Annotated in this window: 21 protein-coding genes, 4 tRNA genes and 3 pseudogenes; 12 read left to right on the top strand and 16 right to left on the bottom strand. The window is 34.7% G+C overall.

What is annotated here, in order from left to right; translation table 11 throughout:
* The first annotated feature begins 101 nt into the window (after nucleotides 1-101).
* Together IPK35_13765 and IPK35_13760 are read left to right on the top strand one after the other, a co-directional pair.
* Entirely contained in the window at nucleotides 102-1,526 is a 1,425-nt protein-coding gene (locus IPK35_13765; GenBank protein ID MBK8054292.1) for a TolC family protein, read from the top strand.
* A 59-nt stretch (nucleotides 1,527-1,585) separates the two neighbouring features.
* Nucleotides 1,586-2,995 (top strand): HlyD family secretion protein, encoded by a 1,410-nt coding sequence (locus tag IPK35_13760; protein MBK8054291.1) that lies wholly within the window; start codon nucleotides 1,586-1,588, stop codon nucleotides 2,993-2,995.
* 143 nt (nucleotides 2,996-3,138) lie between these two features.
* Here IPK35_13760 and IPK35_13755 read toward each other — a convergent pair whose 3' ends face one another.
* Complete coding sequence (locus IPK35_13755; GenBank protein MBK8054290.1) at nucleotides 3,139-3,894, bottom strand: transposase; 756 nt, start codon at nucleotides 3,892-3,894, stop codon at nucleotides 3,139-3,141.
* An 11-nt stretch (nucleotides 3,895-3,905) separates the two neighbouring features.
* Nucleotides 3,906-4,817 (bottom strand): transposase, encoded by a 912-nt coding sequence (locus IPK35_13750; protein ID MBK8054289.1) that lies wholly within the window; start codon nucleotides 4,815-4,817, stop codon nucleotides 3,906-3,908.
* Between the two features lie 260 nt (nucleotides 4,818-5,077).
* Here IPK35_13750 and IPK35_13745 point away from each other — a divergent pair, with 260 nt between their 5' ends.
* From IPK35_13745 to IPK35_13725, 5 genes are all read left to right on the top strand, one after another.
* Entirely contained in the window at nucleotides 5,078-5,416 is a 339-nt protein-coding gene (locus tag IPK35_13745; protein ID MBK8054288.1) for a DUF1801 domain-containing protein, read from the top strand.
* 192 nt (nucleotides 5,417-5,608) lie between these two features.
* Nucleotides 5,609-6,061, top strand: coding sequence for a GNAT family N-acetyltransferase (locus tag IPK35_13740; GenBank protein ID MBK8054287.1), 453 nt, complete (start codon nucleotides 5,609-5,611; stop codon nucleotides 6,059-6,061).
* A 36-nt stretch (nucleotides 6,062-6,097) separates the two neighbouring features.
* A complete protein-coding gene (locus IPK35_13735) occupies nucleotides 6,098-6,469 on the top strand; it encodes a glyoxalase (protein ID MBK8054286.1) in 372 nt (123 codons plus the stop codon).
* A 15-nt stretch (nucleotides 6,470-6,484) separates the two neighbouring features.
* Entirely contained in the window at nucleotides 6,485-7,480 is a 996-nt protein-coding gene (locus IPK35_13730) for a BtrH N-terminal domain-containing protein (protein MBK8054285.1), read from the top strand.
* 38 nt (nucleotides 7,481-7,518) lie between these two features.
* Entirely contained in the window at nucleotides 7,519-7,698 is a 180-nt protein-coding gene (locus IPK35_13725) for a hypothetical protein (protein MBK8054284.1), read from the top strand.
* A 254-nt stretch (nucleotides 7,699-7,952) separates the two neighbouring features.
* Here the strand turns inward: IPK35_13725 and IPK35_13720 are convergent, their stop codons facing one another.
* The 9 genes and pseudogenes from IPK35_13720 to IPK35_13680 all read right to left on the bottom strand — a co-directional run bounded on the left by IPK35_13720 (nucleotide 7,953) and on the right by IPK35_13680 (nucleotide 15,084).
* A complete protein-coding gene (locus IPK35_13720; GenBank protein MBK8054283.1) occupies nucleotides 7,953-8,786 on the bottom strand; it encodes a nucleotidyl transferase AbiEii/AbiGii toxin family protein in 834 nt (277 codons plus the stop codon).
* A 9-nt stretch (nucleotides 8,787-8,795) separates the two neighbouring features.
* Nucleotides 8,796-9,428 carry a type IV toxin-antitoxin system AbiEi family antitoxin domain-containing protein gene (locus IPK35_13715; protein ID MBK8054282.1) on the bottom strand — a complete coding sequence of 211 codons (633 nt, stop codon included), beginning with the start codon at nucleotides 9,426-9,428 and terminating at the stop codon, nucleotides 8,796-8,798.
* Between the two features lie 186 nt (nucleotides 9,429-9,614).
* A complete protein-coding gene (locus tag IPK35_13710) occupies nucleotides 9,615-9,800 on the bottom strand; it encodes a hypothetical protein (protein MBK8054281.1) in 186 nt (61 codons plus the stop codon).
* Between the two features lie 92 nt (nucleotides 9,801-9,892).
* Nucleotides 9,893-10,414, bottom strand: coding sequence for a hypothetical protein (locus IPK35_13705; GenBank protein MBK8054280.1), 522 nt, complete (start codon nucleotides 10,412-10,414; stop codon nucleotides 9,893-9,895).
* Between the two features lie 118 nt (nucleotides 10,415-10,532).
* Nucleotides 10,533-11,495, bottom strand: a complete 963-nt coding sequence (locus IPK35_13700) for an endonuclease/exonuclease/phosphatase family protein (protein ID MBK8054279.1) — start codon at nucleotides 11,493-11,495, stop codon at nucleotides 10,533-10,535.
* Between the two features lie 62 nt (nucleotides 11,496-11,557).
* A pseudogene (locus IPK35_13695) lies at nucleotides 11,558-12,585 on the bottom strand (glycosyl transferase).
* Nucleotides 12,551-13,414: pseudogene (locus IPK35_13690) on the bottom strand (UDP-2,3-diacylglucosamine diphosphatase). Before IPK35_13690 ends, IPK35_13695 begins: the two co-directional pseudogenes overlap by 35 nt.
* 469 nt (nucleotides 13,415-13,883) lie before the next feature.
* A complete protein-coding gene (locus tag IPK35_13685; GenBank protein MBK8054278.1) occupies nucleotides 13,884-14,363 on the bottom strand; it encodes a hypothetical protein in 480 nt (159 codons plus the stop codon).
* Nucleotides 14,364-14,734: 371 nt separating this feature from the next.
* Nucleotides 14,735-15,084 (bottom strand): annotated as a pseudogene (locus IPK35_13680) (c-type cytochrome).
* Nucleotides 15,085-15,614: 530 nt separating this feature from the next.
* On the opposite strand from IPK35_13680, the gene IPK35_13675 reads away from it, so the two are divergent.
* Nucleotides 15,615-15,953 carry a hypothetical protein gene (locus IPK35_13675; GenBank protein MBK8054277.1) on the top strand — a complete coding sequence of 113 codons (339 nt, stop codon included), beginning with the start codon at nucleotides 15,615-15,617 and terminating at the stop codon, nucleotides 15,951-15,953.
* A 243-nt stretch (nucleotides 15,954-16,196) separates the two neighbouring features.
* Here the strand turns inward: IPK35_13675 and IPK35_13670 are convergent, their stop codons facing one another.
* The 5 genes from IPK35_13670 to iscX form a co-directional block, all read right to left on the bottom strand.
* The gene (locus tag IPK35_13670; GenBank protein ID MBK8054276.1) at nucleotides 16,197-17,027 is read right to left on the bottom strand and encodes an MBL fold metallo-hydrolase; all 831 of its coding nucleotides are present in this window, start codon (nucleotides 17,025-17,027) and stop codon (nucleotides 16,197-16,199) included.
* On the bottom strand, nucleotides 17,024-17,614 hold the full coding sequence (maf, locus tag IPK35_13665; protein MBK8054275.1) for a septum formation protein Maf: 591 nt from the start codon (nucleotides 17,612-17,614) through the stop codon (nucleotides 17,024-17,026). The genes IPK35_13670 and maf overlap by 4 nt, the downstream gene beginning before the upstream one ends.
* A 4-nt stretch (nucleotides 17,615-17,618) precedes the next feature.
* Nucleotides 17,619-18,554 carry a geranylgeranylglycerol-phosphate geranylgeranyltransferase gene (locus IPK35_13660; protein MBK8054274.1) on the bottom strand — a complete coding sequence of 312 codons (936 nt, stop codon included), beginning with the start codon at nucleotides 18,552-18,554 and terminating at the stop codon, nucleotides 17,619-17,621.
* On the bottom strand, nucleotides 18,542-19,039 hold the full coding sequence (locus IPK35_13655) for a 3-deoxy-D-manno-octulosonate 8-phosphate phosphatase (protein MBK8054273.1): 498 nt from the start codon (nucleotides 19,037-19,039) through the stop codon (nucleotides 18,542-18,544). The genes IPK35_13660 and IPK35_13655 overlap by 13 nt, the downstream gene beginning before the upstream one ends.
* A gap of 142 nt (nucleotides 19,040-19,181) precedes the next feature.
* Nucleotides 19,182-19,427, bottom strand: a complete 246-nt coding sequence (iscX, locus tag IPK35_13650) for a Fe-S cluster assembly protein IscX (GenBank protein ID MBK8054272.1) — start codon at nucleotides 19,425-19,427, stop codon at nucleotides 19,182-19,184.
* A gap of 232 nt (nucleotides 19,428-19,659) precedes the next feature.
* On the opposite strand from iscX, the gene IPK35_13645 reads away from it, so the two are divergent.
* The 4 genes from IPK35_13645 to IPK35_13630 all read left to right on the top strand — a co-directional run bounded on the left by IPK35_13645 (nucleotide 19,660) and on the right by IPK35_13630 (nucleotide 20,040).
* Nucleotides 19,660-19,733, top strand: a tRNA-Thr gene (locus IPK35_13645).
* Nucleotides 19,734-19,745: 12 nt separating this feature from the next.
* A tRNA-Tyr gene (locus tag IPK35_13640) sits at nucleotides 19,746-19,828 on the top strand.
* 24 nt (nucleotides 19,829-19,852) lie between these two features.
* Nucleotides 19,853-19,928 (top strand) — tRNA-Gly (locus tag IPK35_13635).
* 40 nt (nucleotides 19,929-19,968) lie between these two features.
* Nucleotides 19,969-20,040: transfer RNA gene (locus IPK35_13630), tRNA-Thr, on the top strand.
* Nucleotides 20,041-20,084 lie beyond the last annotated feature (44 nt).

Genomic DNA, 20,084 nt, shown 5'->3' with positions numbered 1-20,084 from the left:
TTCATTTTTATGCTATTTATCTATAGTAAATCATCATTCATATAAAAATGAGTGGTATAATTTTTTAATTATCTACATTTGCATTGTAAATATTTTACTGAATGAAAACAATATCATTAAGCCTGTTTTTCTGGTCAATCTTTCACATAGGTTTATTTGGTCAGGAGATTTGGTCGCTTGAAAAATGCGTCAACCACGCCATTGAGAAAAGCTTGCAGATAGAAAACAGCAAGTTGACTTTAAGTGGTACAGAGATTGACATTACCCAGGCACGACATGCCAGATATCCCAATCTTTCAGGCAATACAAATGTAGGGTGGAATTTTGGTCGAACTATCGATCCTACCAGTAATCAGTTTGTGACAGAAACATTTTTTAATAATGGATTTTCTTTCAATTCCAATGTATTGATTTACAATGGCGGGAGAATAGGCAACTCGATCCAGCAAAGTATACAGAGTAGTAGAGCAACAATGAAAGATATGGAACAAACAAAAAGAGACATATCCCTAAATGTAGCTTCTTTGTATCTGAATCTTTTATTTGCTAAAGAAAATCTCTTAAATGCAGAAAACCAACTCAAACTAACCAATGATCAACTGAATCAACTTAACAAACAAATTGCTGTCGGCAACAGGCCTGAAAATGATATACTTGATCTGCAAGCACAGATTGCCACCAATGAACAAGCCATCATCGAAGCAAGAAATAACCTGATGATCAATCTACTGAATTTAAAACAATTTCTTCGCCTTGATCCTGACTACAACATGGATATCCTGAACCCTGGTGATGTTCCATTGGAAACGGATCCGGATATTGTTACTTTTGGAGAGTTGTATAATTCGGCACTCAATACTCAACCATCGGTCGCTGCTAATGAAATGAGAGTAAAGGTGGCACATCTGGGTGAAAAAATTGCCAAAGCAGACTTTTTGCCTACTGTCGGTGCTGGTGGAAGTCTCAGAACAAATTATTCCAACCAAGGTAGATCCATAGATAGAATAGAGAATGTGGTGAGGCCTTTGGATGTGGTCATTGGAGGTCAAAACGTAAGTATAGGTTTCCCAAGTCAGGTGCCGATATTTTCTGAAACACCATATTTTAACCAGTTTAAAGACAATATTTCATATGGTATCGGAGCATCCGTGTCCATACCTATCTATAGTAATTATTCAGCCAAAGCAGGATTACAAAGGGCAAAACTTAATTCTGAAAGGGCAAAACTGACACTAGATCAGTCAAAAGAGACTCTGAAAATTACTATCGGTCAGGCACTTTCAGATGCCAAAGCTGCAAAGGCAAGATTTATGGCCACAGAAAAAACAAAAACCGCCCAATCCAATCTGTACAATAACGCATTAAAAAGATTTGAAATTGGTAATTTAAATGCATTCGAACTGACGAGATTGAAAACTCAGATGGAATCTTCGGTCATCAATCACATAATAGCAAAATATGACTATCTATTCCGGACAAAAATACTTGATTTTTATCTCGGAAAACCCATAATACTTACAAAATAAAAGTTTTAACAAACTTTAAAGCAAAAATTTTATTGAAAAACCAAAATAATTAAATTTCCATGACTGTTAAACCAAAAAAGAGAAATTGGTTACTTATAGGCTTACTGCTTGCACTTGTCATTGTAGCAGCCATAGCCATTTACAAAGGAAGCTCAAAACCTAAAGGCAAAGAAGTCACCATTGAAGAAGCGACCTCCAGAACTATCAGAGAAACCGTTTCTGCAAGTGGAAAAATATTTCCTGAAACAGAAGTAAAAATTTCATCGGATGTATCAGGTGAAATTGTTCAACTATATGTCAAAGAAGGAGACTCTGTGGTAGTTGGTCAGATATTGGCCAAAATCAATCCGGATACTTACATGTCAGCTGTCGAAAGAGGAGAGGCAAGTTTGAATAGCTCCAAAGCACAATTGGCCATCAGTAGATCTCAAATAGAAGGCAACAAAGCCCAAAGGGAGCAAATTGTAGCTCAATTGGAAAATGCAAAAACTATACATAAGCGCAATGAGCAATTGAAAAAAGATGGTGTCATCTCACAAGCTGAACTGGATCAGTCTCTGGCTACATTGAGACAATTAGAAGCCAATCTCAGATCAGCAGATGCAAGTATCAAAAGTGCGCAGCAAAATGCACAAGCTTCTGAGTTTAGCATCAAGGGAGCTAATGCCAGTCTCAATGAACTTAAAACCAGTCTTAGCAGGACGACTATAAAATCACCTACAAGCGGAATAGTATCAAAACTTTCTGTGGAAAAAGGTGAAAGGGTAGTGGGAACCATCCAAATGACTGGTACAGAGATGATGCGCATTTCCAATCTCAATGCGATGGAAGTACAGGTAGATGTCAGCGAAAATGATATCCTTAAGGTTATGGTAGGAGATATGGCTGATATAGAAGTAGACGCATATCTTGGAAAAAAATTCAAAGGCACGGTGACCCAAATTGCCAATTCTGCATCTAACGTCGGAGCCGCTAATGCACAATCGCTCAATACTGATCAAGTCACCAACTTTATTGTCAAAATCAAAGTCGACGAATCATCATATTTGGATATAAAATCTGCATCTGTCAAGTACCCGCTCAGACCAGGTATGTCAGCTTCTGTGGATGTTTACACAGAAGAAGCAAAGGATGTTACTCCAGTTCCAATCCAGTGTGTCACAGTAAGAGAAAAAGATGGACAAAAGCCCAAAAAGAAAATATCATCATCAGAAGGTGAAGATCAGTCTGCGGTGGTACCTGAAGTAGAATATGATGAAGTGGTATTCCTTATGGATGCCGATACATCCAAAATGGTAAAGGTGGTGACCGGAATACAGGATGATGAGTATATCATGATAAAATCCGGGATAAAACAAGGAGACAAATTGATTTCAGGACCTTATAATGAGGTCAGCAAGAATCTGAAACAAGGTGAAAAGATTCGGATCAAGAAGGAAAAAACAGAAAAGAAGGAAGAGAAAAAATAAATGGATTTTAGTGAAGTGGACATGAAACAATCTGAATGGTTTGGATGGAAATGGCCAATTTCACAAGTAATCAGTTATTTAGAGTGGACATAAAATATTCTGCGAAAATTTAAATCATGAGTCCGCTCCGAAAAGCTCTATTTTTAAAAATCGCATAAAATAGTACTCTTGGGCTGACGGGATAAAAAATTGACATCTTGAAATAAGGTTTTTATAATCTGACGCCTCGTATAGACCATCACAATTGTTTTGATGAAATTTAGGGCAATATTTGGCAAGTTTTGGCCATTTTCTGTCACAAAATTTACGATTCGGACAAAGTTCACCCATAAACATCTCATGTTGGCCCACATTTGATGTTTGCTTAATCCCCTATACCTACTCTTTGCATTGGGGTAGTGATAACTTACCTGAAATATGGTGGCTTCAACATTGTTTCTTCTCTGTATTTCTTCTTTTGGTGTAGATTCTATTTTCTTCCTGATCTGGTAGGTATCTATTTCTTTTTGCGTGATATATCTGTATGATTCGCCTGTCTTTATTCGCCATTTTTCAGTACCATCTTTACTGATTACTTTTATACTTTCTACTTCTTCACCAGTTTGTGTATCTTTTACTTGCAATGTTTGGTCTTCCGTCATTTCCAACTCGTATCTTCCTTTGGCTCCTTGTATTGCTTGTAGGTTTAAGTCTATATCGTTGTCTTTACAATAGTTTTGATTTTCGGGACTATGGTAGGCACCATCTGCATACACTGATTCTATCTTATCTGATATGATTTCCTGTGTTTTTTCGGTATCTTCTTTTAAGAAGTCAGTGTCAGGAGTACTTACTACTTTAACATTGACATTCGTAATTAAATTTAGATTTTCATCATCGCATGTCTCCGTTACATTCACACTGTAGCCTTTTACTTCTTGTTTTTTTGTCCATCGTTACCTCCTTTGCTACGGTAGGTACTGTCGGTATCGTGTGGCGATTGTACAGACTGCGCCGATATGGATTCTTTTTCTTTGGCTACTATCATTTTATCTTCGGTGATCTCGTACTGTTCGGTGAATACTCTTTGTAATGTTTTGTAACTGTCTGTTTGTGAGCCTTCGGTTAGCTCTAATACTTTCGATATCAGGGTACCTAACTCTTTTAATTTACTCTTAACTTCCTGGCTCGTATGGGTGTACACTACTTTGTCTCCTTGCATTTTTAGTGCGTCTTCCAGCTTCTCTTTAAGTGTAGCTTCTAAGTGAGCATTGTCTTTTATTTCCTTGTAATAAAGCTCTAACGTTTTATGTATCAATTCGTAACGGCTCAACCATGCTATATTACTTCCCAATAACTTACTGTCCATTCTTATTTTCTTGCCGCTTACTCCAAATTCAATACATTGATCCTTTGTCGTCTGGGCAAATACTTCTGCAAATAGATTTTTTCCGTTTTCCTTGTCATAAGCTGCTACATTGTGCCGAAATAGATAGTAAGTGGATTCTGTAGGTATGGTGTCGCTTAAATTTAATAACCCTAATGCACTTCGATATAACAAGTTGAATCTACAGTTTTCAAATATCTTCTCATCACTCAAACCATCTGCTTCCTTCAATATCATCATCCCTATCATTACTCGTATGGATGCATTTGGTCTGCCTTGACTATCACTATATAAAGGACTGAACAACTCCTCGTCTATGCGCATAATCACTTCTTTGCGAAATAGATTATGCCAGGCATCAGGATTTTCATACACTGTTTGTACCTTGCCACTAAATAATGAAACAGGGCTTGAAAACATATCCAACTGTAGGTGCTTTGATGATTTTTTTAGCATCCGGATTAAAGTTATTTTGATATCACAAATTTAAAACATATGTTCTTTTTATACTATATTTGTGAATCAATTATTAAATACTTTTCGGAGTGGACTCAAATGTGGACTCAATAATAATCGAAGAGAAATTGGCAGAAAAGAAAGAATATTACAGCACATCAATGCAAAGTTTCTATTCGTTTATAGGCAATCTAATTACAGGAATATCTTTTACTTTATTGTTGAGTTTCTTTTTAAAATCAAATTCAAAATAACAGTGTATGAATTATAATCAAAAAGTATCGGATTATATTGGCAATGCAAATACAGAACAAATTGAAATTCTTGAAGAATTGCGCATACTCATTCACGACACAGTTGCCAATGTGTCCGAAGAAATAAAGTGGAATATGCCGGTATTTAACAATGGTAAAGATTTTGCTTATCTGAGATTTGCAAAAAAGCACATAACTCTTGGTTTCTACAACATTGACAAAATTCAGGACCCTGACAATATATTGGAAGGAGAAGGGAATACATTGAAACATATTAAGATTAAAAATAAGGATGAAATTCGAAAAAATGTGATCTGTGAATGGCTGAAGCAAATTGCGAATTAATGATTAAAACCTCCGCCAGATCCAACATTATACCACTCAAATTATTTTGCGATTGAAAGCAATTGGAATAGCAGGATTTCCTTGGTGGGCAGACCAAAACCATCCGAAAGAATGGTAAAATAGCTTTGGAAAAAATAACATGAAATATTTTGGTGGCCAGGTACTTATTTTTATTATTTTCAAAAAAGTAAAATGTTAGATATCAAAAGAGTTACAGCAAAAGATGATCTGAAAAAATTAGTTTTAGATATTCGAAAGGCACAATGGGTTCCAGCCTCCGAAATATCTCCGGAAGACTATTCGGTACGAGATTTGAAAGCGTTTTTGGTGAGAACAGAAAGTGTGTTTATAGTTGCTTATTGTGATGAACAATTAGCAGGTATGGCTTCTGCAAAAATTTTAAACAAACCCAATGGTGATATTTGGCTCTATATTGACGAAGTAGATGTATGTGAAAACTTCCAAAAACAAGGCATTGGTAAGGCATTGATGAATTACTTATTCAGCTTTGCTCAAGAGTCCAATTGTGATGAAGTATGGCTTGGCACTGAAGTTGACAATGTGCCTGCCAATGCACTATACACTTCCATTAAACCTTCTGAGATTCAGAAATTTATCGGCTACACGTATATTCTCAAAAAATAAAATGGCTAAATTCAATAATAACTTTAAACCATTTGAATGACAAGATTAGAAACAATAATTGCTGTAAAAGACGTTGACAAAAGTTCAAAATGGTATCAAGACTTATTGAACCTAAAAAGCACTCACGGTGGCGGCAATTTTGAAATGTTAGCAGATAAAAACGGGACTGTAATATTATGTCTTCACCGTTGGGAAGAACATGACCACCCAACAATGAGAGACCCCAACATTACCATCGGTAATGGACTAATTTTATATTTTAGGGTTTCGGATTTAAAGAATATTTGGAATAAGGCAGTTAATTTAAACCTTGTCATTGAACAAAAACTTCATTTGAACACAAATTCAGGGCAACAGCAATTCATTCTTAAAGATATTGATAATTATTACCTAATAATCTCAGAGTAAAAACACTGACAGAAAATGAATTTTGAAAACATAAAACCATTTGAAGGACAACATTGTGAAACGACTGCAACAGGCACCCTACTGCGACAGCTTGATATAGAACTTTCCGAACCCATGCTTTTTGGGCTCGGAGAAGGGCTTGGTTTTGTTTTTTGGAATATGAAAACAATGGACTTCCCATTTATTGGTGGTAGAATCAAGACAGATCTGTTGACTCATAATATTGCCAAAAATCTAAACCTGGAATTGACAGTAAATGAAACAGCTTCAACTCAAAAGGCTTGGGACGCTGTAAAACATTTGATAGATCGGGGTCAGGCAGTTGGACTTAAATTAGACTGTTATCATTTGGAGTATTTTTCCCGACCTTTTCATTTTGCGGGACATTATGTTGCAATATATGGCTACGACAAAGACTACGCTTTTTTGGTGGACACCAAACAACAAGGTGGACAGGTAAAAACAAGTTTAAAAAGTTTGGCATTGGCCAGAGCAGAGAAAGGACCTATGTCATCCAAAAACTTATACTACACGCTGACCAAAACTGGCAAAAAGTTTGACTTAAAAACAGCAATTCTTACATCTATTCGCAATAATGCAAAGGATTATCTGAATCCACCTATTACAAACATTGGATACAAAGGCATCCAAAAAACAAGCAAAGAAATAATCAAATGGTTTGATAATAGCAAAGATATTGAAAATGAATTCAAGGCGTCTGCAATGATGATGGAAAAAGCAGGCACGGGCGGTGCATTATTCAGAAATCTGTACAGAGATTTTTTAAAAGAGAGTTATGATCTCGTGAAACTTAATGTTTTAAAACAAGTTCATACAGAATTTATGGATATTGCAAATATGTGGTCTGAAGTTTCCTCACTGTTTGTACAGGTAAGTGAATCAAAGGACCGAGAATATGTTGAACAGGCTTCTGATATCTTAAAACAACTTTCAATAAATGAGAAAAAAGCAATGGAAAAATTATTAAAAAATATAGCCAATACTATCTAAGAAATCCTAAAAATAATCAAATATAAAAATACAAAATAATGACAGTAAAACAAAAAAATGTTGGAAATGGTATTGGTATTGGTGCAGCTCTTGGCGTTTCATTTGGAGCAGCTTATGGTGCAATTTTCGATTTGATCCAAAGATTGATAAAAAATCACCAATATTTACAAATTCAGCTAAGTAAATCATACTCACTTCAGGAAATGATGTTTATTTAACCCGCATTATGCGTTAGAACTTCGTAATGAATGTCGAAAGACCAATAAAATAAGGATTTTCATGAGGGAATCATAGTCACCACTATGGTGAGTGAGTGAAAATTATCCGCCGCGGCGGAGCCTTATTTTGCAGGTATTTCGGCATGTAATAGATTTTCTAATGCATAATGCGGGTTTAAGGGTTTGTCTGAAGTTTTTGTCTCTTAGAAGTAGGCAGATTGCATTCACTGTTTTTGACAAACAAAGCAAAAGCACTACACCACCTTCATCATGCTGACTAAATCCAGGAAGTATTGTTTTGACCAGATATCGAGTTCTTTTGGGTTTTGGATGAATCTTTTGATGTCGTACAAAGCGTTTTCTATATCAGTTCTTGAAATCTTCTCCACAAGCAGTTGCGATAAAATTTCTTTATCCAATATTGTATCTTTAGGTAAATGATTACTTTGTATTGCTCTTGATTGTAAGTGACTCAGAGATAAAGTTGTTCCTCTTTTTATATACCATTCAAAATCATACCAATCTCTTCCCTTAACTCTGGTTTTCCATTCTCTAAATAGCAAAGCATGCATTTTACCGGCAAATAAATAGGGCTCTTTAAAAGTTTTGACATAAAATGAAAAGGGTCTGATGATGAGTTTTGGTTCAGTCTCGAACGATAATGGCGGGTTTCGGTCAATTTCTACTTTTATTTTGATAGTAGGTGCAAACTTTTGGTTTACTGTCAAAATATTCCATTCTGTATTGTCTTTTAAAAAGGCTGATTCGACATCATTTGGCTCTACTTTTTCTTTGATGGACAAATCAACTTCGAGACCATGCAGAATACATTCTTTCTCAATATATGGGAAGTAATCCTGAAGCGTAAAATTAGGATCAGAATAATTTAAGGAAAAGTCGATATCTTCTGAGAATCGAGGCAAACCATACAGCATTCTCAAAGCAGTGCCACCGTAATATGATGCTTTTGAAAAAAAATCACTTCGTGAAAGCCCAGCCAATGTAATGTATTGAATAATTTCTCTTTTTGCTTTAGAGATTTCGTCTTGTGTCTTTGCATTATATGAGTCAAACCATTCTTTTATCATGATAAAGAATTATTTTAATTTTAATAGTAAACCTATTTCATTTTTTTTATTTCCCATCATCTGACATTGTGTAAAAATAGAAGTATCCGCTTCTTTGAAAAAAGACATATCCAACCTCAGATCTTCTTCCAAATAAAAGACGATATCATCCAAAGATCTTATGGGTAGTGATTTTTCTGACCAAATAAGATCACAAAGGGCTTTCTCAGGTGTAGCCATGAGGAAAGAAGTATATTGGTCTTTATTAAATGAATTAATACCTATAGAAAATGTATCTCTTGCTGAGTGAAAATAGGTAAAATTGCCGACCGAAGTATGGTATTCTCTATAACGGCTCAAAGCCATAGACTCGATAGCAACGGTATGCTCAGATAAGAGACCATAGTAACTGAGTGCTGAAAAACGACTGACATAGGAAGGACCATAAATAATATTAGCTATGTTATAATTTATATAGTTGTTTTTATTTTTCGAGTTAGTAAATACATATAAACCACGCTGTACCTTTGTCAATTCACCTTTTTCTACCATGTAAGCAATTTTGTCATTGACCCGTGCATAATCTGATAAAGATGAAGCTAAGATAGCATGTGTTATCGGAATGTCCGCAACATTAAAAGTTGTTTCAGGATTTAACTCCATTTATAGATATTTGCATAGATAAACGTAAAAATTCCGATTATAGTTTCAAATATTCGCTAAAATTACTTGATGATACATTAAAAATAAAAAATAAACCTGACCATCATTACGATAATCAGATTTTTATTAAAGCCACAATATAATTAACGACGAATTTCGAATGACGAATTTCGAATGATTTTTAAATCACTTCCCGAAAAAGTCAAACTTTATACCTGCATTTATACGCACGTTGTAGTATTCTTCCTGATATGTTCTTTCTGAGATGCCCTGATAATATCTGAGTGGTTGATTGGTAAGGTTATTGGCTTCTACATAAAATCTCCACTTCGGAGTGAAATTTAAAAATGGCCTTTTTGTGGCTATGAGCACCGATGGGACTTTCCAGTTTTACAAGTGGGAAGACATAGCTGGTAAAGATCTTTTTTTGGCACCCAATGGCATGAAGAAGTAAATGATTCAACTTACCGATTTATAAAAAAAGTTTCAAAAGCTTTTAATTCATTGATTTCCTGTGTGACAAATTTGTCAAACAACTTATCACCAACCTGATTTCTGAGTGCTGATATGCCCACATCAATCAATCTGATACCTTGATCAGTCATAAATACATTGTCAAATGAAAAACCTGGCATATCTGACGGTCTTCGTATATCACGATGTACGAAACCATTTTGGTGAAGTTGCGTCAATTCATCTTCAAATACTTCGAATATCAATTGCCTCCTTTCAAATTCAAATGCTCTAAAATCTATCGGATATAACCTTTCCATCACTAATACTTCCGTATCATCTGCTAATAAGTCTAAGCGGACAAACTTTACTACAAGGTTGTTGATTTTGTTTGCAAATTTCATTTTTTCTGCTTCCGAACCTATCTCCGATCTTGTATTCTCAAAAAATAATTTTCCAGCTTCAGTTTCTGACAAAGCAATTACTGTATTGTTTGCACCTGATGATAGCGTTTTAGGATATTTTTTATCCATTTGAAATTATTTTGAATGCAAAAATACAATAATAAATTGAGCGTAATCTGAAAGTTTAACTCATGATGCGATTATTTACATATTAATTAATATTAAATCTGCTGAACTATTATAAACTTTAACCTTTCCTCCTCACTTCCACCTTCCATCCAAAATGGTCTGAAAATGGTTTATGGTGAGTCATTGTTCTGGCTTGTCTGACAACTGCATAGTTGTCTGAAAAAGCTTTGGAAGTAAATATATAGTCCAATTTTGTCCTGGGCTCTTTATCTGATACGAATGGATTACTTACATGATCCATTGTATAGTCTTCTTCTGTAATTTCAGGTTTTGAGTCGGTATAATTCAATTCTTTGGTAATATAGTCATACACTATAGAGGGTGCCACGCAAGGATGATGTACATTAAAGTCACCTGCTAATATCAATGTTTCACTTTCGAGATCCAGTTCATGCAACGTTTTATGGATAATTTCCATTTGTAGTTTTCTTTGCATTTCAGCCTTATCATTATGACCCGCATAAAGGTGCGTATTCAAAACATAGATATTTTCTTTACCAAATTTTATTTTGGATATAAGAAATCCTTTTGCTCCTGTTTTTTCGATAAATGATGTTTCTTTAGATATTGGAAAAGGAAAGAATTTTTCTTCAACAATCGGATATTTACTCAAAGTCATCAGTCCTCCGTGGCAGTCTATGTTGATAAAGGGTATAATTTGACGATTTTTTCTATAATCAGTGTAACTGTAGTATTTGCCTGATAACGAAGATGTGATTTTTTGTCTTATTGAAGTATGAAATGTTTCCTGCAGCATCAGAATATCCGGCTCTTCTTTAAGCAAGTTTTCGGATACATCGGCAAACCTTCTCTCCTGATCGTGACCGTTAAGGCTTATTGGCAAGCCCCATGTATTGTAGCTGATCAATGTTAAAGCACCATATTCGATTTTTTCTGAAATGATGATGTCTTCTGCCAACGATTTAAATTTTCCAGGATTAGAATATGGAAGTTTTTCGGATTGGACTAAGATGCCTGGAATGCATAAAAAGATGAACGCTAAGTATAAAAACCTTGTCATAATTACAGTTGTTTCTTATGTCAAAGGTCATAAAACTGTATTAATTGATTGTTTATTAATTATTAATATATTATTAATTGTTTGCTTGTTTTAGTATCTGTTTCTGATGGCTGTAGTCCTAAAATATAGTTTAGGGTCTCCTTGATATTGTTAGCTACTATTTTAATATTATTACCAGGCTCTTGCAGCCAATGAAAGAAAGTTGATTCAGCGGACTGATCCAGCTTGTTAATTTTTGTTACTCCCATCTTTTCCAAAGCAGCTGCATTACACTCCTGTTCATATTGACCTTTAATTGGGATAGTCATAAGTTTTTTACCTAAATATAATGCTTCAGCAGGGGTTTCAAAGCCACCTCCTGTAATCAAGCCATGGCAATGTATCAGGCTTTCATTAAAGTATTTTTGATTCACCGGAAAATATCGGATGTTGCCGTCTGTAAAAGGCTCAGTAATATCTTTCACAAACCAATGAATTTCTAACGGTGCGACCTTTTTGAAAGTTGTTTCAAGACACACTTTATCATATGAAGGTAGATATACAGTGATGTGTCCATGATCCTGAGGTACTGCATTCAAAAGATGTCTTTAATGACAGGAGGAAAGATAAACTCATCATATCTGTCAAAATGTAACCCAACATAGTGCGTTGCTGGGGCATAATTTTTTAAAATCCACTCTCCCATAAAGCTTTTTGTTTTTGGTCGTGGAGTACTTGCAGACATAAAACTGCCCTGATGTCCAAACTGTACCGATAGTATTTTTTTATCATTGCAGGCTCTTGCAGTGATATGATCAAAATCGTTGATGACCAGATCGTAGTTTTCCACAGGGAGATCTTTGGCTTCTTTTATCACTCTGGAAAATTTAAAATTTTTCCATGTTTGCAAATAATCAAGACCACCACACTGACTGTAAAACAGGCTGATTCCATGTGCGGTGTACTTCACAGGAATATCCATTTTTAAAGTCGCATTAGAGCCACTCAGTAAAATGTCAACACTTCCCAGTTCGCACAGATATGGATACAACTGATGTGCACGACTGATATGGCCATTACCTGTGGCTTGTACTGAATAAAGTATTTTCATATATAGAATGGATATTAAAGGTTTTAAGGTCAAAAACTTCATCTATTTCGTCAAAAATCATCTCATTGTGTACCAGATCGGGTAGTCTTTCCGGATGTTTATAGATGCTCCATTGACCGTTTTCATATTCCAGAGCTGTACAATTTTCCACCCAATCTCCACTATTGAGATATCTCACATTGCCTTCAGGAGTTTCTATGGTTTTATCCTGAGGCTGGTGGATATGCCCGCAGATGACCACATTGTATTTTTGATCTATTGCCAGTATGGAAGCTGTCTCTTCAAAATTATTGATCCAACTGACAGCTTTTTTGACACTTTTTTTAACTCTTTTTGAAAAACTGATTTTCTCCTTCCCAAAATATCTCAGAACATCATTTATCAGTCTGTTCATCAAGATTAAAATGTCATATCCCTTTCCACCTAACTTAGCTATAATCCGTGCCCAACCTTTGGTCGTAGCATCAAATACATCACCATGAAATATTCATATCTTTTGATATTCGAGATCAAGAATCAGTTTGTCATCCAATATGAAATTGCCTAGTTTAGTTCCAGAGTATTTCCTTAAGGCTTCATCATGATTTCCGGTGATGTAGTATGTTTTGGTACCGTTTTCGGCCATTTTCAAAATTTGACGCAAAACATGCATATGAGATTTAGGAAAATAGCTTTTTGAAAAATTCCATATATCGATGATGTCTCCGTTCAAGACCAAAATATCCGGATCTACGCTTTTTAGGTATGTAAGCAGTTCTTTGGCGTGACACCCATATGTACCAAGGTGTATATCGCTAATTATTAATACTTCGACTTTTCTTTTTGACATCAAAAACACAAAAATTATGACCGCAAAATTGAAGACTTAATATTAACTTAATGTAAATTTTATAATATCAACTTGTTAAATATATAAAGTAAGTGTAATGCAAAGTATATTTTAAAAAATCCTTTCATATTTAAAAAATTCATATCCGACTATTGTAATACCTGGAATAATGAACTCGGTGTGATTATTTTTTTATAAAAAAACAATCAATAGCAATTCATCTTTTTTAATTTTAAATCATTTTATCTCTACAAAAAAAAGGCAAACTAAAATACTTCTACTATTTGTTACTCTGACACTCATTGAACGACTTCCATTTTTTAATAGGTTGATAAAAATGCCATGGTGCAAAATAAGTAAAATTAGTATGACTCAGCCCATTACCAGTGAGATAGGATGGCTCCTAGGTATATCTCTGAATCTGGATTACCGATTGCACTTCACTCAAACATAAAAGTTTAAACAGACTCTAAAACCTTACTCCAATACCTACCTTTGGTTGTAAATATAAAATATTACTTCTGTTTTCCGATAACTGAATACCAGTTTTTGTATAATTGAGATCCAATTCTGTATTAATAAAAAATCTATTATTGATCTGCTGTCTGAAGCCTAGTGTTGCTGTGAGCTGAAGTCCATAAAATCCATCATAATGTCCACCAAAACCTGTAAAAAGCCCTTTTTGTTCATCTCTTAAAAAGTATAAACCAGACAGACCGAAATCATGTTTGGAGTTTTCAAAAGTATATCTGGCTTGCAGGGCAAATTTACTGCTGAAAAAATATCTGTATCTCAAGGTTGGCGATAGTGTAAATTTTTTATGATTATTATAAGTGAATTCAGGAATGATGTCAACTTCATGACGTTTGAACATAAATTCCTGAGCTTGCACGGAAAAATATCCCCATATTATAGAGACTATTAGCAATAATCTGTGATTTGAGAGCATGATTTTTTAGATTTAAAAGTTCAATAATAGATTTTTAGGTCTTATTAAAAAACGAATTCAATTCATAAAAAATACCTATCAGAAGGTTAGCATATAGTTAAGGATTACTACCAATGTCTTCCATTCACTTATTAAGATATAAGACTGTGTGGATTTTGAAAACAAATATTACAATAATAATCAACCATTTTTAACCCAATCCCATTCCTAATCGCCAGGCAGGCCTAAAGTGAAACGCTTGATTATCATAGTGTTAAAAATAGATACTTTTTCATTTTTTTTTTTTTTTATAAAAGACTTTTTCAGAGTGGACTCAAGAGTGTATTTAAAACTTTAACATTTGGCACCAATTAGTCAAAATAAAAATGTGTCTATTTCTGGTTTTTTAATGACATAATATAGTACACCATCAGTTTTGCATCATCAAAAGATAATTCTGGATGTGGATCCATTAGAGGAGTGCCCCAGGTACCACGACCGCCGATGATAATTTTGTTGGCAAGCAAATCAAGATAGACTTTTTTAGCAGGGTATCTTTTGCTATATCGGCAAAAGCCGGTCCAACAGATTCTTTATCTTCTTTATGACAGATATAGCAATCTGAATAGCTGATCAAAGCTTTCCCCTTTTTTGCAAATTCAAGCGGAATAGTTTCATTTTTTCCTTGTATAGGTTTGATGTAATCCCTTTCCCTGTTGAATTTTTTCTCATCTTGTGGTATTTGACAAGCGACCAAAATAGACACAACTAGTATAAAAAAGCTTATTGATATTGAGTTGAATTTATAGTCCATAACGATATTTATAGTGGACAGAAAATGTTCTGCAAAAAAAAAATATATCATAATGTATTGTAAATTAAATAATTATGAATATAAAATTTTCATTCATTTTCTATTTGGAATATGTACAAAATGTTAAGCCTTGCACTTGAAAATAATATGAGTGTACATCGACCAGCAAAATATGATGTGAAGATAGTTAATTTAAAGTTTTTTTACTATTTATTTAGGTATTAAGTCTAATGAATAGTTTTAGTCACCATTTTTTCTGTTTTCACGTAAAAAAAGGGGCCTCCTATTGCAGGCAGACCAAAAATCGATCATTCCATTATTTTACAACGGGTTTTACCCTTCCTTACTAATATTTTGCCCCTACCAAAGCTGATAGAAACTAAATAAATTTAACAAAACACCAACCAATGCTGTTTATTTGGTGTCTTAAATGAATGAACTAATCATGTGGACATTTTATGAAATACTCGATATTACTTTTTACTGCTTTATTATTGACCATGAATTGTAGTAAATCAGACATAGGGAATGATGTTCAGGATTGTATTGATACACGAATCATCACTTTCAAAGATAATTTGATTTGCGATAAAGCCTTGGTCAAACAATATCTTTTTCAAGGTCAAACAGTTTTTGTATTTGACAATCAGGAATGCTGTTGTGATCATTTCTCAGAAGTAATGGATGTTGATTGCAACCTTATAGGAAACCTGGGTGGTTTTGCAGGCTTGACTAAAATAAGCGGTTTGGACTTTTATACAAATGCAAAACTAATCAAAATAGTCTGGAAAAAGTAAGTTTTCATAGGAGGAATAGCAAACTACTTTCGGTAAAATGACATTATTATGATTCTAAAACTTGAGAGAATTTAATCAAATTAATTTATTAACAATGTCGTTTAGTTAAGACATCTTTATGAAGTCTTTCCCTTGTAAGGGAAAGATTTAGATAGGGTAAAACAAAGAAAAATTCCTTATCTAAACGACATTGAATTTAGTAATAATTGGCTGTAGCCCACTCGAAAAACCCAAGTTGACTTTTTAAAGGTATGCCATTCCGGATACCATCTCCATATTTTTATGATGGGCTTTCAGCAATGTGGGGTTTGTAGAATATTGACTGTTCAGATGATGTATTTGAATCTCAGCATCTTTGTCATGATGCACCGTTGAAAGCTCCAAAAGTTCAAGGTAAGTTGTATCATTTTTTATTCTGGCCTGAATTTCAACCCTTGATTTTGCTACATCTCCATGTCCGGGTATCAGAAATTGGACCTCAGTAAAAGTTTTCAAAATTTCTTCAGATTTTAAAACAGTCTTTTTATATGCTTCAAAACTATGATCAATAAATGGCATCTCAATATTACTGTGATAATCACCGGCTATCCATAATTGTAATTGCGGAATGATGGTAAAGATTCCATCTTTTGTATGTCCAGGTGACTTAAAAAATATCATGTCCAGACCACCAATTTCCAATCGTTCCATATCTTTTTCTATTATAATATCCGTAACGGGATAAACAATAGGGTAGGACCTTGATATATAAAACTCATTGTCAAATTCAATGATTTGTTGCAGCACTGCTTCTTTTTTTTGACTTTGTCCGAAAGTATCAGATGAAATCACTACTGCATCCTTAAATTTACCATAACCTATGATATGATCGTAGTCTGAATGCGTAAATAACAGGAATTGCTTTTTATTTCTGTGTTCGGTGTGTACAAATTCAAATATATGATCGATTTCTGAAGGCAACCAGTTTGGGTCCACGATCATAACTGAATCGCCCAACTCTATTACTGTTGTCGTTGTGCGATACAAACTACTTTCAAAAACGGTCACTTTAGGTGTTTGCCAGGATATTTTCATAATGTTACACCAAATTTTATTAAAGCCTGATACAACTCTCTCATGGGTAGCCCCATGATGTTGGAATAGCTGCCATTAATTTCCTTCACTTTACACAGTCCAATCCAATCCTGTATACCATAAGCCCCAGCTTTATCATAAGGTTTGTAATTTGTGATATAATAATCTATCTCTTCGGATGTCATCTGATCAAAAGTCACAAGAGTGGATACAGAAAACGAATTCATACTTTCCATAGACATGACACATACACCAGTTATGACAGTATGCTGTTTTCCTCCAAGAGCAGTAAGAATTTTTACCGCTTCATCATAATCAGCGGGCTTGTTATAGATTTTTTCCCCAAGGATGACGACACTGTCAGCAGTGATAAGTATTTCGTTGGGTTTGAGTGTGCCTTTGATGGCATCAGCTTTTCGTACAGCCAGCATCTCAGCCACTTCATTTACAGGCATATTGATATCAAAATCTTCCTCATCTTCCTGAGTTCTGACTTCGACATCGAACCCCGAGTCTGATAGCAATTGGTACCTTCTCGGTGATTTAGACCCTAAAACGATTCTTGGATATCGTGATGCGTCAGTCATATTATTAAGGTATTGTTTTTGTTATTAAAATAAGGGCACCTAGTCCTGCCAGCATTATCCATTTCAGGATGGTACTTACCTTACTGAAATCTCTTTTATGGGTGGTTCCTGTCAGTATCTGGACAATGATCATCATTGGAGCTGCTATCAATAATAGTATATACATCTTTACTCTGAAATCCAAAGGAATGGTAGTTAATGACATCCATGCGACCAACGAGGTGATAGTGACTAATGACAAAGAAATACAGCACATTTTTGCTATCGGTATGCCATATTTTATTGGTAATGTCAAATATCCATTTATTCTGTCACCGTTTTCATCTTCAATGTCTTTGATGATTTCCCTGATGAGATTGACTATAAATGAAAATACAATATAAAAAATGAATAATTGAACTGCAACGTTATGAAATTCAGGAGTAGAATTCATAAATACCAACTCTCTTTCCGCAATTAAAATGACACCAGGGACAAATGATACAAATAAACTTACAATGATATTGCCTGTAAGAACTGTATTTTTAAATTTTTTTGAATATAAATACAGCATACCACAAACTACCGGATATAAAACCAACAAAGGAATATTGTCTGTCGTGATTGCGATATATAAGGCTATAAAGAATCCTGTTGACAAAATCAGGTAATAATAAATGTATGCGTTCTTTAGAGTAATAGCTATAGGTATATATGTTTTTTCCGGCTTATTGACAACGTCCGTTTGGAAGTCAAAAATATCATTTATAATGTAACCACTTGCTGCTATGAGGATGGTATCAAAAATGAACAGGTACAAAAGGTGATCAGACAAAGCCAAGTCATTATTGACCGAGTAAAACAAATAGTGGTAGATGATATATTGTGTAAAACCGACAATCAAAAGGTTTTTTGGTCTGGTGATGTATATATATGGAGTCCAATTTTTTAGAAATTCCATTTTCCTTGTAATCTCATAACTTTTTCAATCACTTCTCTGACACATCCATGTCCTCCTTTTTTTGAAGAAATAAACATCGCCCGATTGAGATTCTCAGTAGCTCCATCTGAAGGACATGCACTGACTGCAACTCTATCATAAAGGGGAAGATCTGGCATGTCATCACCCATGAAGAGGATTTCTTCTCTTTTTAGTTGCAGCTTTTTGACATAATCCTCAAATGCCTGCGTCTTTTCTGGCAAACTATCATAAATATGTGGTACACCCAAAAACTCAAAACGCTTTCTCACTCCTGCTGAAAATCCTTTAGTGATGATGGCTACATTATAGCCTGCTTCCATAGCAATTTTGACTGCCTGACCATCCCGGGTACTCATGATACGGACATAATCACCATTTTCCATAACAATCACCTCACTGTTGGTGAAAACACCATCTACATCGAATATAAAAGTTGATATGTGATTTAGAAGTGAGAAATCCATTTTTTATGATATTTAAGATTATTTTAAAGGTTCAAAGACATGAGTTCAATGATTTCCTTTAGTTCAATGAATTCGAAAAAACAAAGACTCCAGCCCTTAATCAAAGGGCAAAAGACCAAATCACCAAGCCCAAGCCATAGGTCTATTGATTATCTCTCCACTCATACACCCATTTTGCCTGAATCTGCTCAAGGTGACCTTCGGTACAATCTTCTCTTTTGCCTTCAAAATTTGAAATTTCGAGAATCCAATCCAACAGTTCAGTAAACCTGATCCTGTATATTTTTCCTTCATCAAATTCATCACCGAATTTTTCATAAAGTTTCATACCTATATCTTCATGATCTTCCCAGCCGATAGGAAGGTTGTCAATATCTTCAAATGCCATAAATATAATGTTTTCTGTTATTTTAAAACTTGAATTAACACCTTTTGTTTTTGAGTGCTGGGGGTTTTATATCGAGCTGCAAAGGTAGAGTATTTTACAGATAATGCCTTTAACAAATATTTTAATATTTTTTACGTCTAAATTTTTTTTATAATACAGAAAGTCTTACCTTTGCATCGCTTTTGGAAAAAGATCCATTTGTCGTTTGAAAAATTGACTAAAAAAGTAGCATGCCAGTGTAGCTCAGTTGGCCAGAGCAGCTGATTTGTAATCAGCGGGTCGGGGGTTCGAATCCCTCCACTGGCTCTAAAGAGAGACGGGGATGCGCCGAAGTTGGAGAGACGGGGCAGACTGTAAATCTGTTGGCTATGCCTGAATAGGTTCGAATCCTATCATCCCCACAAGGTCTCTTTTTTACTTTAGATGCGGAAGTAGCTCAGTTGGTAGAGCATCAGCCTTCCAAGCTGAGGGTCGCGAGTTCGAGTCTCGTCTTCCGCTCCATTTTTTCAGACACCCGGAGCTATTAGATGATTAATTTTTGGCCGATGTAGCTCAGGGGTAGAGCACTTCCATGGTAAGGAAGGGGTCAAGGGTTCAAATCCCTTCATTGGCTCATTTTTATGTATATCATTATTATTAAATATTTAAAGTTCAGAA

This window comes from Saprospiraceae bacterium, from assembly GCA_016713025.1.
Taxonomy (GTDB): Bacteria; Bacteroidota; Bacteroidia; order Chitinophagales; family Saprospiraceae; genus OLB9.
This window is presented reverse-complemented; position numbering and strand designations above follow the sequence as displayed.

Coding starts and splice junctions, on each gene's coding strand:
- IPK35_13765 (MBK8054292.1), top strand. CDS start 102: ATGAAAACAATATCATTAAGCCTGTTTTTCTGGTCAATCTTTCACATA.
- IPK35_13760 (MBK8054291.1), top strand. CDS start 1,586: ATGACTGTTAAACCAAAAAAGAGAAATTGGTTACTTATAGGCTTACTG.
- IPK35_13750 (MBK8054289.1), bottom strand. CDS start 4,817: ATGCTAAAAAAATCATCAAAGCACCTACAGTTGGATATGTTTTCAAGC.
- IPK35_13745 (MBK8054288.1), top strand. CDS start 5,078: ATGAATTATAATCAAAAAGTATCGGATTATATTGGCAATGCAAATACA.
- IPK35_13740 (MBK8054287.1), top strand. CDS start 5,609: ATGTTAGATATCAAAAGAGTTACAGCAAAAGATGATCTGAAAAAATTA.
- IPK35_13735 (MBK8054286.1), top strand. CDS start 6,098: ATGACAAGATTAGAAACAATAATTGCTGTAAAAGACGTTGACAAAAGT.
- IPK35_13730 (MBK8054285.1), top strand. CDS start 6,485: ATGAATTTTGAAAACATAAAACCATTTGAAGGACAACATTGTGAAACG.
- IPK35_13725 (MBK8054284.1), top strand. CDS start 7,519: ATGACAGTAAAACAAAAAAATGTTGGAAATGGTATTGGTATTGGTGCA.
- IPK35_13720 (MBK8054283.1), bottom strand. CDS start 8,786: ATGATAAAAGAATGGTTTGACTCATATAATGCAAAGACACAAGACGAA.
- IPK35_13715 (MBK8054282.1), bottom strand. CDS start 9,428: ATGGAGTTAAATCCTGAAACAACTTTTAATGTTGCGGACATTCCGATA.
- IPK35_13705 (MBK8054280.1), bottom strand. CDS start 10,414: ATGGATAAAAAATATCCTAAAACGCTATCATCAGGTGCAAACAATACA.
- IPK35_13700 (MBK8054279.1), bottom strand. CDS start 11,495: ATGACAAGGTTTTTATACTTAGCGTTCATCTTTTTATGCATTCCAGGC.
- IPK35_13685 (MBK8054278.1), bottom strand. CDS start 14,363: ATGCTCTCAAATCACAGATTATTGCTAATAGTCTCTATAATATGGGGA.
- IPK35_13675 (MBK8054277.1), top strand. CDS start 15,615: ATGAAATACTCGATATTACTTTTTACTGCTTTATTATTGACCATGAAT.
- IPK35_13670 (MBK8054276.1), bottom strand. CDS start 17,027: ATGAAAATATCCTGGCAAACACCTAAAGTGACCGTTTTTGAAAGTAGT.
- maf (MBK8054275.1), bottom strand. CDS start 17,614: ATGACTGACGCATCACGATATCCAAGAATCGTTTTAGGGTCTAAATCA.
- IPK35_13660 (MBK8054274.1), bottom strand. CDS start 18,554: ATGGAATTTCTAAAAAATTGGACTCCATATATATACATCACCAGACCA.
- IPK35_13655 (MBK8054273.1), bottom strand. CDS start 19,039: ATGGATTTCTCACTTCTAAATCACATATCAACTTTTATATTCGATGTA.
- iscX (MBK8054272.1), bottom strand. CDS start 19,427: ATGGCATTTGAAGATATTGACAACCTTCCTATCGGCTGGGAAGATCAT.